11 protein-coding genes are annotated in these 15,707 nt (G+C 47.2%); 5 read left to right on the forward strand and 6 right to left on the reverse strand.

The annotated features are described in order from the left end of the window. Positions 1 to 47 precede the first annotated feature (47 nt). Positions 48 to 2,090, forward strand: coding sequence for a DNRLRE domain-containing protein (locus tag ACJJIO_RS06545; RefSeq protein ID WP_444910508.1), 2,043 nt, complete (start codon positions 48 to 50; stop codon positions 2,088 to 2,090). Here the strand turns inward: ACJJIO_RS06545 and ACJJIO_RS06550 are convergent. Next, positions 2,001 to 3,989: an alkyl/aryl-sulfatase gene (locus ACJJIO_RS06550; RefSeq protein ID WP_444910509.1), complete on the reverse strand. Its 1,989-nt coding sequence runs from the start codon at positions 3,987 to 3,989 to the stop codon at positions 2,001 to 2,003. The genes ACJJIO_RS06545 and ACJJIO_RS06550 overlap by 90 nt on opposite strands. A 534-nt stretch (positions 3,990 to 4,523) precedes the next feature. Here ACJJIO_RS06550 and katG point away from each other — a divergent pair. Beyond that, positions 4,524 to 6,794 carry a catalase/peroxidase HPI gene (katG, locus tag ACJJIO_RS06555; RefSeq protein WP_444910510.1) on the forward strand — a complete coding sequence of 757 codons (2,271 nt, stop codon included), beginning with the start codon at positions 4,524 to 4,526 and terminating at the stop codon, positions 6,792 to 6,794. Between the two features lie 78 nt (positions 6,795 to 6,872). Here the strand turns inward: katG and ACJJIO_RS06560 are convergent, their stop codons facing one another. The 3 genes from ACJJIO_RS06560 to ACJJIO_RS06570 all read right to left on the reverse strand — a co-directional run bounded on the left by ACJJIO_RS06560 (position 6,873) and on the right by ACJJIO_RS06570 (position 10,201). Beyond that, positions 6,873 to 7,310 carry a rhodanese-like domain-containing protein gene (locus ACJJIO_RS06560; RefSeq protein ID WP_444910511.1) on the reverse strand — a complete coding sequence of 146 codons (438 nt, stop codon included), beginning with the start codon at positions 7,308 to 7,310 and terminating at the stop codon, positions 6,873 to 6,875. A gap of 303 nt (positions 7,311 to 7,613) precedes the next feature. Then, complete coding sequence (locus ACJJIO_RS06565; RefSeq protein ID WP_444910512.1) at positions 7,614 to 9,815, reverse strand: S9 family peptidase; 2,202 nt, start codon at positions 9,813 to 9,815, stop codon at positions 7,614 to 7,616. A gap of 197 nt (positions 9,816 to 10,012) precedes the next feature. Next, positions 10,013 to 10,201 carry a hypothetical protein gene (locus ACJJIO_RS06570; RefSeq protein ID WP_444910513.1) on the reverse strand — a complete coding sequence of 63 codons (189 nt, stop codon included), beginning with the start codon at positions 10,199 to 10,201 and terminating at the stop codon, positions 10,013 to 10,015. Between the two features lie 393 nt (positions 10,202 to 10,594). On the opposite strand from ACJJIO_RS06570, the gene ACJJIO_RS06575 reads away from it, so the two are divergent. From ACJJIO_RS06575 to ACJJIO_RS06585, 3 genes are all read left to right on the forward strand, one after another. Next, positions 10,595 to 11,254, forward strand: coding sequence for a TetR/AcrR family transcriptional regulator (locus tag ACJJIO_RS06575; RefSeq protein WP_444910514.1), 660 nt, complete (start codon positions 10,595 to 10,597; stop codon positions 11,252 to 11,254). Beyond that, positions 11,244 to 12,506, forward strand: coding sequence for an NADH:flavin oxidoreductase/NADH oxidase family protein (locus ACJJIO_RS06580; RefSeq protein ID WP_444910515.1), 1,263 nt, complete (start codon positions 11,244 to 11,246; stop codon positions 12,504 to 12,506). The genes ACJJIO_RS06575 and ACJJIO_RS06580 overlap by 11 nt, the downstream gene beginning before the upstream one ends. Before the next feature lie 576 nt (positions 12,507 to 13,082). Beyond that, positions 13,083 to 13,514 carry a hypothetical protein gene (locus ACJJIO_RS06585; RefSeq protein WP_444910516.1) on the forward strand — a complete coding sequence of 144 codons (432 nt, stop codon included), beginning with the start codon at positions 13,083 to 13,085 and terminating at the stop codon, positions 13,512 to 13,514. Positions 13,515 to 13,613: 99 nt separating this feature from the next. Here ACJJIO_RS06585 and fghA read toward each other — a convergent pair whose 3' ends face one another. Further along, positions 13,614 to 14,477, reverse strand: coding sequence for an S-formylglutathione hydrolase (gene fghA / locus ACJJIO_RS06590; RefSeq protein ID WP_444887199.1), 864 nt, complete (start codon positions 14,475 to 14,477; stop codon positions 13,614 to 13,616). Between the two features lie 12 nt (positions 14,478 to 14,489). Beyond that, positions 14,490 to 15,623, reverse strand: coding sequence for an S-(hydroxymethyl)glutathione dehydrogenase/class III alcohol dehydrogenase (locus ACJJIO_RS06595; protein WP_444903163.1), 1,134 nt, complete (start codon positions 15,621 to 15,623; stop codon positions 14,490 to 14,492). Positions 15,624 to 15,707: the final 84 nt, after the last annotated feature.

The following is a 15,707-nucleotide window of genomic DNA, read 5'->3' on the forward strand; positions in this document are numbered from 1 at the left end:
CGGTGGCCTCTCACAAAAAGTCCCAACTTTGCAGAGGAATTTCCGCAATGAGACGATATATAGGCCCCGCTCTCACTATTTCGACATTGTTGCTGGCAGTCAACGTCAGTGCCGCCACCAAACACTACCGCCTTGCCTGGGATGGCGATGCTTCCAGCAGTGCTGTCATCGGTTTTTCTCCAGATGGCAACAGCAGTAATCCCTATGTCAGCTACGGTTACTCCACCAATGAAAGCAGCTGGAACAGCGCATTTGTCAGCAATAGCGAAACATTCGATAGCGGTATCACCAGCCATTTTGTACGCCTGCAAGATTTGAATGCGGACTCTCCTGTTTATTTTCGTGTATGTGACCAAAATGGCTGTGGTGAGCGATTTTGGTTTAGGACAGCTCCAGCAGAAAACGCGCCTTTTGTAGTAATTGCCGGTGGTGATACCCGCACAGGACATACCACTCGTCGCCAGGGAAATACTCTGCTAGCTAAAATACGCCCTCTCGCAGTGATGCATGGCGGCGACTTCACCAATGCCAATAGCGCCTCAGAAATGCGAGAATTCCTCGACGACTGGGAGTTGACTTACTCCAGCGATACGATTGATGGTTATAGCTACAAGCGAATCTACCCATTGATCCCCACTCACGGCAATCACGAAGATGATAATTACTCGACCATCTGCGAAGTCTTCGGCGTGGATTTTAATGGCGATGGAGACTGTTCGCCCAGCGACACTTATGGTGCCGTGCAGGTGTCACCTTTACTGCGTATTTACACCTTAAATAGCCAGTTTCAGAATAGTGGATGGTCCTCTTACGCCAGCGCAATGAATAATTGGCTGTCGAGCGATTTATCCAGCTATGGCAGCGCCGCCAGCTGGCGTCTCGCCCAATATCACAAGCCCATGTTCCCCCATTACAGCGGCAAGTCTGACAATCCCACTTTATTTAACTGGTGGGCGCAGTCATTTTACGACTATGCGATGAACCTGGTGGTGGAATCCGATACTCATCTCACCAAAATGACTGAGGCCGTGATACCCAGTGGCATTAACTTTTCTACCACCAATAACGGCGGTACCGTTTACGTGGGGGAAGGGAGTTGGGGCGCTCCAGCGCGTTCCGCTAACGACGCCAAAACCTGGACCATCGACATGGCCAGTATCCAGCAGTTTAAGGTCATCCAGGTGAGTGAAAGTGGACTGGTAGTGCGCACTGCACAGTTCGATGACACTGCAGAAACTCTGACTCGGGAGGCGCGTGCCGCCGATCCACTCATCCTGCCAGATAATGTGAATTGGTGGACCGCCAACCGCCTGGGGGAATCCATGAATTTGATCGCTAATAACGCTGGCCGCACCGTGATTCAAGAGAGCTCAGATAGTAACGGCAGCTTTTCCCTACCAATAAGCGATGATGTGTTTATCTCCTCCCGTTACGCATCAAGTAATTTTAACCATGACCCCGAAGGACTACTGGCCGATGGGAGTGACCACACCTATGGGACACTCTACACACTGATTAAATTTGATCTAGGCAGTCTTTCCGGCTGCTCCTCTATCAGCTCTGCCACTCTGCAGCTGAATGTCACGAATCGATCGGGTAGCACTTTCGGTATCTACCAGGCCGCCAATAACTGGAGTGAGGAAAACGCCACCTGGAACTCTGTGGGGGGCTCATCGGTACGTGGCAATCTGGCAGAGAGCTTTGTGCCTTTTTATAAGGGTTTAGAAAGTATCGATCTTCTGTCTTCCGGGCTTCTCAATAGTTGGCTTAGCGGTATAAATACCGGGCTTGTTATTGCCGCGCGCACTGGTATTAACGGTGTGGACTTCACTTCCAAGGAAAGCGGCATGTCACCGGCACTCAAAGTTGAGGCTACTTGTAACAATTTTGCTCTAAAAGCGAAGCCGGCCGCTTCCACTTATCAGGGACTCATACCGCAACGACTAACGGGTGATATGAGGCCCGACAAACTGTTGCCCACCTTGCCCGGCATCTCCCAATTAAGGGGTCACCAGGTTGAAGTTCCTATCAAACTTATCGAAGAGTCTGCCAAACTGGATCAAAGCCAAGGGATTGCCGCGCACCTTTAAGCGCCCCTCCTTGATCATGGTGGGAGCACCGACCAAACCACTGAACATCAGTCGCAGGTCGGTGCTACTTAGTGCCAAACTCGCTGAGGGATCTTCACTGTGTCGATCTGGATAACCGTGTAAAACTCCATTTTTAACGACCACTAAGTATTTATTTTTGTTGTCCGTCATCTCAATATTTAAGCGGATATCCGCTTCCGCCGCCTTCTCCCCATTAAGGCGCACCGCCATGGCATCGAATAAAAGTTGTAGAGGCACCCGCGCTACAATTTCTTCCGGCGGCTGCATCTCTTCACGGAACTCAACTCCGTGGCGTAACTCCCTGGCACCGCTTAAATAAAAATTGCGCCAAATTCCAGACTCCGCCTGATACCCCAGCTGTTCGAAAGCATCCGCCAATAAATAACGTGCCTCCTGATTTTTTGGCTCAGCAAAAACCAAGTGCTTTAACACCATCGCCACCCAACGGTAATTTCCCTGGGAAAAATCCTGCCGTGCCCGTTTCATTATTTCTTCTTCCCCCCCCATATACTCTACATAGTGAAGCGCGGCTTCTTCCTGAGGGAGTGGGTGTAGATTGGAAGGGTTCCCATCAAAATATCCTAGATAACGGTTGTACACCGCTTTTGCGCCCACATTGACCGTACCGTAATAACCCCGGTTAGCCCAGGTGTGGGAGAGCGCCTCTGGCAATTGTATTTGTTCGGCGATTTCGATCATGTCGTGGCCATGGTTAGCCAGGCGTAGAGTCTGATCGTGAATATATTTGTAGAGATCTCGTTGCTTTACTAGGTAATCCAGCGCCTCACTATTTCCCCAGGTGGGCCAGTGATGGCTACTGAAAACCACCTGGGTATCTCCACCAAATTTTTCCATGGCTCTCTCTATGTAGCGACTCCACGCCAGCGCATCCCGAGTTTTAGCACCGCGAAGCGTATAGATATTATGTAAAGTGTGATTGGCAATCTCACTCATACATAGGGCGTTAAACTGGGGAAAGAAGAAGACCATCTCAGTGGGAGCTTCGGCTCCAGGGGTGCTCATAAAGATGATATCTACACCATCTATTTTCATCTCTGCCCCTTCTTCGGGAATCAACTGTGTAGGCGTTGCAATACCGTGCTCTCCATCAGACACGCGATTGCCAAGACCCGAGGACACAAATCCATCTGGGCTGGATGGTAACAGGTCCCCAAATTGGTAGAGCGCCCGCCGCTGCATCACATTGCCCGAGCGGACATTCTCGCTGATTGCCTCCTCGGAAAATCCGTCAGGCGCGATAATTTCCACACTTCCTTCGGCTAGCTGTTGCATGGTGAGAACTCCCGCTACACCGGCAAAATGATCCGCATGGCTGTGGGTAAAAATTACAGCGCTAACAGGCCTATTGCCTAACGCCCTATTAGCCAGGGCCAAGCCAGCAGCAGCTGTCTCCATAGAGGTTAAGGGATCGATAACAATCCATCCCGTTTCCCCTTTGATCAAGGTCATATTGGCTAGGTCTAGTGAGCGAACCTGGTAAATCCCTTCAACAACTTCAAACAACCCATTGTTCAAAGCATTAAGTTGAGCCTGCCGCCAAAGACTCGGATTAACTGTATCCTTTGGCGCCCCATCTAGAAATTGCATCTGAGCCAGTCCATAGACCTCTCTTCCCATAGCGTTTGTAACCTGTGCTCCCGGAATCGTGGCAATAAACCCACGTTTGGCTAGGCGGAAATCCAAGTCATTGGAGAAAGGCAATTGCTTCGCTACAGACAAGTTATGCGCTTTGGTAACTTTACTCGCCGGCTTAACTTTGGCATTCAGTTCCTCAGAATGTTTGGTCGCTTTTTGTGAATATTCACCACAAGCCATCAATAAAAGACAAAGCACCCCAAAAATAAAAAAAATACGCATACAGAATCTCCTTATAAATCATTGCCATAGGCTTAGCCCTAGAATAAGAAAATAGAATCATGGGCCAGCACACCTGAACGCAACAGCTTATCTCTGCGTATTGAGGTGGTCTTGTTTTAACTTCCCAAAGAAGCTATCGCTCACACATCATAAAAGCCACCAATATTAAAAAATAGTGCTAGGCACCCGTATTTATTTCGTCATTTTCAACAATTAAGTTTTTAAAGAAGCTTAACAACCAAATAGATTACATTTAATCCTTAGAAATTATTCATCAAAGACAAAGGTGATTAGTACCTATAAAATCACGATAGATAAATACGGATAACGTCCAATATCGCCCCCAAAAAACCACGCTAGCCAATATTATTTATTTATCATCCACTGGAAATAAAACTCTTTCTCAGCTGCTTGGTCCGACAAAGCTCGCAAAAATTACGTCGCCAATATAGGCTATATACCTCTTTAAATTCGTAAGAAAGACCAAATTAAAAAGCTGTAATCTGCATTCCTTATCGTATGGAGATGATTGCAATGCGATTCTATAGAGCTTCACTTGGTACCGCTCTTTTCATCACACTGTCATTATTGGCGTCAAATACGTATTCTGCTGAGGAGGAGGTAGTGACCGATCCCGTCACCCGCCAGGGCCCAAAGGACTTCCAACCTAAATCAAACCAATTCTGGTGGCCCAACCAGCTGGATCTGCGCCCCTTGCGGCAACACTCCCCAAAGTCTAACCCCATGGGAGGAAACTTTAATTATGCCGAGGCTTTTAAAACACTGGATCTCAAAGCAGTAAAGAGTGACATTGAAACGCTGTTAAAAACTTCCCAGGAGTGGTGGCCTGCGGATTATGGGCATTATGGCCCCTTTATGATCCGAATGGCCTGGCACAGCGCAGGTACATACCGGGTTAACGACGGACGCGGAGGCGCAGGGGGGGGGCAGCAGCGATTCGACCCTCTGAATAGTTGGCCAGATAATGCCAATCTAGATAAAGCACGGCGCCTGCTGTGGCCTATCAAGCAGAAATACGGCGCCAATCTATCATGGGCTGACCTAATGGTGCTCACTGGCAACGTTGCTCTTGAATCCATGGGATTTGAGACCTACGGCTTTGCCGGTGGCCGTATAGACGACTGGGAGCCAGATCTGGTTTATTGGGGCCCGGAAACAAAGATGCTGGCCGATGAGCGCTACACCGGTAATCGCCAGTTAGAAAGACCACTGGCGGCCGTTCAGATGGGATTGATTTATGTAAACCCAGAGGGTCCTAACGGTAATCCTGATCCCAAGGCTGCGGCTATCGACATTCGTGAAACCTTTGCCCGTATGGCCATGAACGATGAAGAAACGGTTGCTCTGATCGCTGGTGGCCATACTTTTGGCAAGGCTCATGGCGCGGTAAAAGCCGATTGCTTAGGCCCAGAACCGGCAGCAGCCCCAATTGAGCAACAGGGACTGGGCTGGAAAAACAAGTGTGGTAAGGGTAATGCCGATGACACAATGACCTCTGGGCTTGAAGGGGCTTGGTCGGCCCTTCCTATTAACTGGAGCCAACAATACTTGGATAATTTATTCAAGTTTAACTGGGTAAAAACCAAGAGCCCCGCTGGTGCAGTACAGTGGATCCCCGATGATCAAGCTGCGGCCAACTTGGTGCCAGACGCTTTTGATAAAAACAAGCGGCATGCACCAATCATGTTTACCACCGATTTATCTTTAAAGTTTGATCCCAGTTACCGGGAAATTGCCAAGCGCTTTCAGGAAAATCCTGAGGAATTTAAACGCGCTTTCGCCAAGGCATGGTTCAAGCTGACTCACCGCGATATGGGCCCACAAGCGCGTTATCTGGGTGTGGAAGTTCCCGAAGAAGATCTGATCTGGCAAGACCCAGTACCAAAAGTTGATCACCCTCTAATAGATGACAATGATGTCGGCCAACTTAAAACGAAAATCCTCTCCTCTGGCCTTACCGTGCCTGAGCTGGTAAGAACGGCCTGGGGCTCTGCTTCGACTTTTCGCGGCTCAGATATGCGTGGAGGAGCAAATGGCGCACGTATACGGCTGGATCCCCAGAAACAATGGCCAGTCAATGACCCAGAGGAACTTGCCAAGGTTCTAGCACAGCTAGAAAAAATTCAGCAAGAGTTTAACAATGCCCAATCTGGGGGTAAGAAAGTCTCTCTCGCCGACCTTATTGTTCTCGGTGGCACTGCCGCTGTTGAGAAAGCAGCTGCGGATGGGGGGCAAAAGATCAGCGTTTCTTTCAAGCCCGGTCGTACCGATGCAAGCCAGCAACAGACTGATGTTAATTCCATCGCCATGCTTGAGCCCACAGCCGACGGCTTTCGCAATTATTTCAGCAGTAATAATAGCCGTACACCCACCGAGATGCTGGTGGACCGCGCCAGCCTGTTGACCCTCACTGTACCGGAAATGACGGTTTTGATTGGCGGTATGCGCGCGCTGAACGCCAATACTGATGGATCGAAAAACGGCGTCTTTACCGATAAACCAGGAATACTCACTAACGACTTTTTTGTCAACTTACTAGACATGTCCACAATATGGAAAAAATCCGATAAAGCAGAGGGGGTTTATGAGGGTAGCGACCGCAAAACCGGTAAGGTAAAGTGGACGGCAACCCCTGTAGATCTAATCTTTGGCTCCAACTCCGAGCTCAGAGCAGTCGCTGAGGTCTATGCCTTCAATAACTCTCAGCAGAAATTCGTGCAGGATTTTTCTAAAGCCTGGACTAAGGTAATGAATCTGGATCGTTTTGACACAGCTAGTCAGTAAATGGTTCTTACGATAATTACTTCAAGGTAAACCAGCATATCAGCCGGTTTACCTTGTCTCTTTTAGCCACATCAAACTTTAATCCAAGTTTGCAAAAATTATTTCTCCTTCAATAAATTTCAACTGGTGCGATGATATAACTCTGACATCCTTATAGCCGACTGCAAATAATTTATTTGCCAATCTTTTTGCCCGTGTGCCACTTTTGCAGTAAACCAATACCATCTCGTCAAGACCTATTGTTAAATGCTCTCTCATTTCATCGAAATCACCTAGAGGGACATTAATTGCACCGTTTACATGTCCAGCCTCAAATTCCCCCACTGTTCGCGCATCAACTAGAGTCAATAGGGATTGGTCCTGCATATAAGCAGATAGTAGTCCTGCTTCAACTCCCACCATTTCGCGACTTACTTCCTGTGACGGCATCTCTTTTTCAGTTCCAACACCAGCACATCCAAAAAAACTTATTAATGCAGCTAATACAATAAATCTACCACCAATTCTATTCAACATAATTCACCCTAACCCAATATATTCCTGAACAGATCCACCAAAAATCACTTAGTAGATTATTTGCACTCCCAATTTCCTCAAACAACATAATCCATGAGAAAGAAAGTAAACAGAAAATATCAATCACCAAAAATAATTGAACACCATATGAGACAAATAGAGATGTTCTTGGGATGATTGGAGACTTGGTACAAAAAATGTAGAAGGGATAAGGATGATATCAGTACTTCACTGATCAAACCCCAAGCTTTATTTGCCTGGGGTCCTGATATACAGAAAATAATATAACTAAAATTAGCTGTCTTAACGTAAATGTCGATCAAAGAAATCTCTGATCATTCTGTACTGGTGAATCCGAGTTTGTTTACCGCGCAAACTATGCTTCTTGCCCGGGTAGGTCATCAATTCAAACTGCTGGCCATTATCCTGTAGCTGTTTGATCAGTCGGGTGGTGTTAGTAAACAAGACATTATCATCCGCCATACCGTGATAAATCAACAGGGAGCCCTTAAGTCCCTCAGTGTACGGAAAAACTGATGAAGCCTGATAGGCATCCGCATCGGTATCGGGGTTCCCCATATAACGCTCAGTATAATGGGTATCATAAAGGGACCAATCGGTAACAGGAGCACCGGATACACCTGCCTTAAAATAGTCACCCGCTTTAAACATACTCATAAGAGCCATATAGCCCCCATAACTGTGCCCAAAGATACCAATATTCTCACTATCAACAAAAGGTAGTGTGCGCAAGAATTTCACTCCAGTAACCTGATCTTCAACTTCAGGGCTACCCATATTTTTAAAAATGGGGTTCTCAAAAGTCGTTCCGCGGTTAGCAGAACCTCGATTATCCAGAGAAAAAACGACATACCCTTGCTGGGCCATAAACTGGTTAAAGGCTTTATCCCAGCTATTGGTAACTACCTGAACATGGGGTCCACCATAGACATAAACCATAACCGGGTAACGCTTTGATGCATCAAAATTAGCTGGCTTATAAAGTCGATAATTAAGCTGATGCCCCAGAGGGGATTCAATGGTACCGAACTCAGGAGTAATCCAACCAGCTTTGTAAGGGTGTAAAGGGTGCCCATTAATAACCGCATTTTCTTCCAGCCAGGTCGTTAGTTCGCCACTGGCATTATGCAAGCTTACTTGAGGCGGGGTATTTACACTGGAAAATTTATCGATATAACCCGAGGCATCTTGGGAAAACTCAATATCATGCATTCCCTTCTTGCTAGAGATACGTTGTATCTTTCCATCCCCATTGAATGGCGCTCGATACAAATGTCGCTCTATCACAGTATCTTTACGCCCGGTGAAATACACCAGGCCCTGATTCTCATCAATCGCTTCAACTTCATCCACTACCCAGTCACCCTGAGTGATCTGATTCAACAATTTACCACTTAGATCATAGAGATAGAGATGTTTAAAACCATCTCTCTCTGAAGACCAGATAAATTGATCTTTATTCTCCAAGAAATGAAGATCATCACTCAAATTTACCCAGGTATCACTGGACTCAATCAACAGGGTATTACCAGTGTTCGTCTTCAGATCAAAAGCACGCAATTGCAACTTCTGTTGATTGCGGGACTGCCATTGATAAGTCAGTAGATTATCGCGCGCCCACTGCACGCGAGGAATATAAATATCCTGCTCATTACCAAGGCTTACCCAGCGGGATTTACCGGTTTCTACATTCAGAATGCCCAGCTGAATTTTTACATTCGCTCTCCCTGCGGCGGGATAGCGTTGCTGAATCAGGTCAATGCGATCAGCATAGATTTCACTGCGAGTCACCTTATCCACCGGAGACTCATCCACCTGCAGAAAGGCGATATGACGGTCATCTGGTGACCACCAGTATCCGCTCATGCGCCCCATCTCTTCCTGAGCAACAAATTCGGCCATACCATTTTTAATAGGCCCGTGGCCATCACTGGTTAATGCACGCTCTTTACCATTTTTTAGGTCAACAACAAAAATATCCTGGTCGCGAATAAAAGAAACATAACGCCCTTTAGGGGAAACCCGCACATCGGTTTCGAAAGTTTCAGTTTCAGTTAAGCGCCGCGCGGATTTACTATCCAGGCCGTAGTAATAAACATCTCCAGCTAACGGAAATAACAGGGACTTACCATCTTCCGACCAGCTGTATTCCATAATGCCACTGCCATAAATTCGCTGGCGCTCGCGTCGGGCTTTTTCTTCATCGGACAATTCCTCATGACCACTGTGCAGGCTATCGGAATTCACCAGGATACGGGACTCTTTATCGGCAATGTTATATTCCCACAAATCGTAACGGTTATAGTCTTCATCACGCCCCTTCAGAAAAGTTACCCGACTACCATCGGGAGAGTACTCAAGGGCACGTGGCGCTGTGCCTCCAAGGGCCGGATCGGAGAATATTCGCTCAATAGTCAACGTATCCGCGGAACAGAGTCCCGCAAAGGTTGTACAGCTAAGTAGGGCAAGCAGTTTTCTTTTCATAGAAGGGCTCTTTGTTTTAGTGTTTTATGCTAGGCGCAAATCTGCGTTAAGAAAGGCGTTAAACCACTTTCTCTGCAAGCAACAAAGTCCTTGAATTCTACAATGTAATCTCCAGATAACGGAGGGCATCAAGCTCTCTTTCTGAATTTAACAGAGTGACAATCAAACCTTCTGCAATTGTTTTACTTTACCGTCATTTACTCTGCATCATCGATATTCGCAGTGCCTGAAGACAATCTTGGGGCTGGCTTTTGGCGAAACAAAATCAATAAGAAGAACCAACCTACTTCTTCTATTAAAACAGTTCTCACCTCCTTCCATAACAATTTGCCGCCAAAGATATCCAGGTCGCAGCCCTTCCCAGTTTCCACCGCGAACTCAATCACAATCGATCCATTTACTTATCTAACTCTGTGGGAGACTCTATAGTCGGAGCAGGCAAGTTGATAGAGGAACCATCTCAGTATGCGGCGATGAAAAGAGTAGCGCCCCTGCCAAAGCAGGTAATTTAAACCAAAAATAACCAATTAAAGAGCACAAAAAGCTTTATATTGATTCAAAATCCCTGAATAAATTTTATTCTGAAAGAGTATTTTCGATTTCAGTAAACTATTGTGTGTGGCCAATGATTAATAGGCCGTCGGGGCCAATCTCCCCATATTAGCAACCTTTTCCTGATCCCTAGCCTAGAAAATACCAAAACAAAACACTCCCTCTTGCATTCCAAGACGATCGGTCATATATTGACCACCAATTAATATACGACCGGTCTAATATTCATGGCTCGACCACGTAAAAGCGAAAACACCAAAGAAGCACTGTTAGAAGCAGGCACCGCGATGCTGACCAGCCAGGGATATCACGGCACTGGTATCAAGCAGGTCTTGGATGCAGTAGGTGTACCCAAAGGTTCGTTCTACAACTATTTCCCCAGTAAAGAGGCCTTCGTAGCCAGCATTATTCACCGCTACGGCCAGCAGATTGATGCGGAACTAGCGCAGACGATAATAAACCTCAATCAGGCACCTGGCTTGATCCAGCTCTGGTGCTGCTTTCATAACCGTATTCAAAACAAAGTAAAAGTTGGTCAGTCTTGTGCCTGTCTACTCGGCGCGATGTCGGCCGAGGTAGCCCAGGCCAGTCCTCTTTGCCGTGAAGCCATTGAGTCTGTAGAGCACAGGTGGCTGGAAAATCTTCAGTCGATATTACATTTGGCACAAGATCAAGGAGATCTACGCAGTGACGTCCCCGCCGATAACCTTGCGACACTGTGTTATAGCGTTTGGCAGGGCAGTATTCTGCAATACCAGGTATCCGGTGATCCCAATGATTTACTCAGACAGCTACGGACGTTTTTTAGCACCTTGGTGACGCAACAAGGGGAACAAACACTGGCCAGTATTAAAACTTACAGGCAGGACATTCATTTTGAAAAATAGTATCAACGCCTTAAAAAACACCGATCGAGCTACACCTCTCGCTCGTCCACTGAGTATTCTGCCGGGAACCAGTGTGAAAAACCGCTTGTTTAAATCTGCTATGAGTGAGCAATTAGCGGATCCCAATCATGCCCCCACCGAGGAGCTGATAAACTTATATCGCACATGGTCAGAAGGAGGCACAGGTTTACTGGTCACCGGCAACGTCATGGTTGATCGAACAGCTCTGGGTGAGCCGCGGAATGTGGTATTAGACGAGAAGTCGGACCTTTCCCTGTTCCGGAAATGGGCCCAAACTGGGCGCCAAAACGGTACACAAATCTGGATGCAATTAAATCATCCAGGCAAGCAAACACCCAACTTTTTAAGTACCGAACCCGTCGCACCTTCTGCAATTCCATTGGCTAATGGCTTAGAGAAAACGTTCAACCGCCCGAGAGAACTCACTGAAAATGAAATAGTAATTATCATTAAAAAATTTGCCTGGGCCGCAGCACAGGCGAAAGAACTTGGATTTACTGGGATTCAGATACATGCTGCTCATGGTTATCTGATCAATCAGTTTCTATCCCCTCACCACAATCGGCGAAATGATCAGTGGGGAGGTACCTTAGAAAATCGCTTACGATTTTTACGCGAGGTGTATAGCGCTATTCGCGAAGCGGTTGGTGAAGATTTTCCGGTAGGCGTAAAACTCAATTCAGCAGATTTTCAAAAAGGTGGGTTCAGTGAAGAGGAATCCATGCAGGTTCTGAAAGCCCTGCAGGATGAAGGTATTAACTTAATTGAAATCTCCGGCGGCAATTATGAAAACCCAAGTATGGTTGGTGCCAATGTGAAAGAAAGCACTATCAAGCGAGAGGCCTATTTTATCGATTATGCAGAAAAGGCACGTGCACAGTTGCAAATTCCTGTCGTAGTCACCGGTGGCTTCCGTTCCGCAGCTGCCATGGAGGCCGCCCTTGTATCAAATGCCGTGGATATGATCGGCCTAGCCCGCCCATTAGCGATTGACCCACGGCTATCGCACAAACTGTTATCGGATGGCAACCATAAGATAACATTGAAAAAGCTCACCACAGGTATTCCCAGACTGGATTTTATGGCTATGCTGGATGTCACTTGGTACGAACAACAGCTGGCCCTTATTGGCAAAGGAAAGCCAACGAAACCAAATATGAGTGCTTGGACCTCAGTATTAAAAACGCTGACTGCTGTCGGATTGCTTTCTTTTCAGAGACGACGAGCCTGATAAAACTTTATTGCGCCTAGGAAAACTATAGTTCCTCACCGTAAATCACAGTAGATAAGTGAGACAATACAAGGACGTATTGCCGCCGCCGACCAATACCAGGGCGAATTCGTTGAAAAAAGCATTTTTATATGCTTGTGCCACACTTTGTTGTCAGATTATAACTTTTCTACAGGTCTTTGTAACCGAGGACAATTTCCTAGCGCGTCAGAAAAATAGGCCTCTCCAGCTGCCGAGGAGACACTGTGCACCCTAAAATCAAACCCGAAAATCTGCTCTCTATTTCTCCTCTATAAATCGTCATAGAACTATAAAATTATTTTATTCTTTAGGCCCTTATCCCATTATCAAGCCATAGATTAGAGTAAAAATAATCTGGGTAGACCTCTACGCATATATAAAAACACAGATTTCAAGAGTAACTTATTTAGGTAAGAAGAAAATATCCGGTAAAGGCCCCTAAGAAAGAAACACCTTGTTGAATTGATTGACCTTAACAATTGTTTACTCTGCTTAACCGACGTTAGTACAGGGCAAAGGTCATACTGGAAACGAATGACTCACAGGATAACAACAATGAAGGCTAACCTCTTCTCTACTATGGGAGCTTCCCTGCTCATCTTCGGCTGTAGCTCCACGCCTAAGGTTCCCACTAACGAATCTTTTGTTGCTAACATCACTGAACTAGGACACAAACGCTTTGTATATAAGGCAAGCCTGGGGGCAGCGCCCCATGACGATGGAAGCCACGGCAGTAAACATAACGGTGGCCCCGGAATGGGCGGTAAGGGTAAGCCAGCAAGGGGCAAACCCAGCTCTGGTAAACCTGGCCACAGTCAATCAAACTCAGGCGATATTAAGAAAATGGCAATGGCGAGGGTGGAACTCCTCACAAATGAAAATGGATTCTGTTCTAACGGCTGGTTCCTGATTGAACAGACTTTCGAGAAAGGCCGGGCAGAGATTCACGGTGAATGTCGTGCAGTTGCCGCTCAATCAGATAGGTGAAAGACACCCAGATAAGCTCGATAAAAAGCTCATGTATTACAACCGGGCAATTATAAAGTGCCCGGTTGCAGCGCAGCTCTAAACGATATGACAGCAGCTTTAGGCAGGAATTTTATCGTTACTCAAGAGGTAATCCGCATGGAAACGCAGGTGCTCCTCAATAAATGAGGCGATAAAGAAGTAGCTATGATCATATCCAGCATGGTGCTCCAGTCGCAGAGGATAACTACAAGCTTCGGCGGCCATTTGCAGGGCCTCGGGTCGTAACTGCTGCTCAAGGAATTGATCTTCATCGCCTTGGGAGACCAGTATCGGGAGGTGCGTTGTCGCTCGCCCTACTAAAACACTCGCATCGTAACCTTCCCAGCAGGTTGTATCCGCGCCCAGATATGCACCAAACGCTTTCTCTCCCCAGGGGCAAGCGATCGGATTACAGATCGGACTAAATGCTGAAACTGAGGTATATCGCTCAGGGTTACGCAAGCCAATAACCAGGGCGCCATGACCTCCCATGGAATGACCACTGATGGCGCGCTTCTTACTTACCGGAAAATGCCCTTCAATTAGCGCCGGTAATTCAGCCGCTATGTAGTCATACATACGGTAGTGCTGCTTCCAGGGTTCTTGAGTGGCATTCACATAGAACCCTGCTCCCTGGCCAAGGTCGTAGGAGGGATCATCGGCAACATCCTCTCCACGAGGGCTGGTATCTGGTATGACCAGCACAATACCCAGCTCTGCAGCCATACGCTGGGCGCCCGCTTTCTGGCTAAAATTAGCATCGGTGCAAGTCAGGCCCGATAACCAATAAAGCACCGGATAGCGATGCCCTTCTTCGCTGTCTGTACCCTGAGGCAAAAAAATAGAAAACTGCATAGTGCAATTCAACACAGCGGAGCGGTGCCGGTATTCTTGTTGTAACCCATCAAACGATCTGGTGCTACTGACAAGCTCAATTGACATAGGTTATCCCACTCAAACGTTTTCGTAATGAATGACGCTGCGAATACTCTTGCCTTTGTGCATCAAATCAAAGGCCTCATTAATATTATCCAAGGGCATCGTGTGGGTAATAAAGTCATCCAACTTAAATTCCCCGGCCAGATAGCGCTCGACATAATCCGGAAGTTCAGAGCGACCTTTCACTCCTCCAAATGCAGTGCCGCGCCACACCCTACCAGTAACCAACTGGAAGGGGCGCGTGCTGATTTCCTGACCCGCACCGGCAACGCCAATAATTACAGACTCGCCCCAACCTTTGTGGCAGCACTCCAGCGCAGACCGCATAGTATTTACATTACCAATACATTCGAAGGAGTAATCCACTCCACCATCGGTAAGGTCGACAATGACTTCCTGGATGGGTTGTTCATAATTTTTGGGGTTAATACACTCTGTCGCACCGAGTTTTTTTGCCAGGGCAAATTTATCTTCATTGATATCAATGCCAATAATACGTTCAGCACCCGCCATCTTGGCCCCGATAATTGCCGATAGGCCAATTCCACCCAAGCCAAAGATTGCCACGGTTGAACCCGCTTCTACCTTAGCGGTATTCATCACCGCTCCCATCCCCGTAGTGACACCACAACCAAGAAGACAAACTTCCTCAAGCGGCGCCTCGGGATTAATTTTCGCCAGGGAGATTTCCGGTAATACCGTATACTCAGAAAAAGTGGAGGTGCCCATATAGTGATAGATGGGCTTTCCATTGATCGAAAAACGCGTGGTGCCATCCGGCATCAAACCCTTACCTTGGGTTGCTCGAATTTTTTGGCAGAGGTTCGTTTTGCCAGACAAACAAAACTTACATTCGCCACACTCGGGGGTATATAGCGGGATAACATGATCCCCAACCGTTAAGCCGGTAACTCCTTCACCCACCGACTCCACAACACCCGCTCCCTCATGGCCAAGGATCGCAGGGAAGACACCCTCAGGATCCTCCCCCGAAAGTGTGAAAGCATCGGTATGGCAGACCCCGGTAGCCGTCAGCTTGATACGTACCTCGCCTTTTTGCGGCGGCATCACCTCAACTTCCTCGATAGAAAGCGGCTCGCCCGCTTTCCAGGCCACAGCAGCTTTACAGCGAATCGTCTCTGCACCCATGGTGTTATTCCTTACTAGTCGTTGTTTCAATCAACAGGTGCCCAGCATAGCCTGCCAGTATTTATGAGGCAAAAAGGGAAGGAC

Source organism: Microbulbifer mixtoriginis (SeqCode), assembly GCF_052467235.1.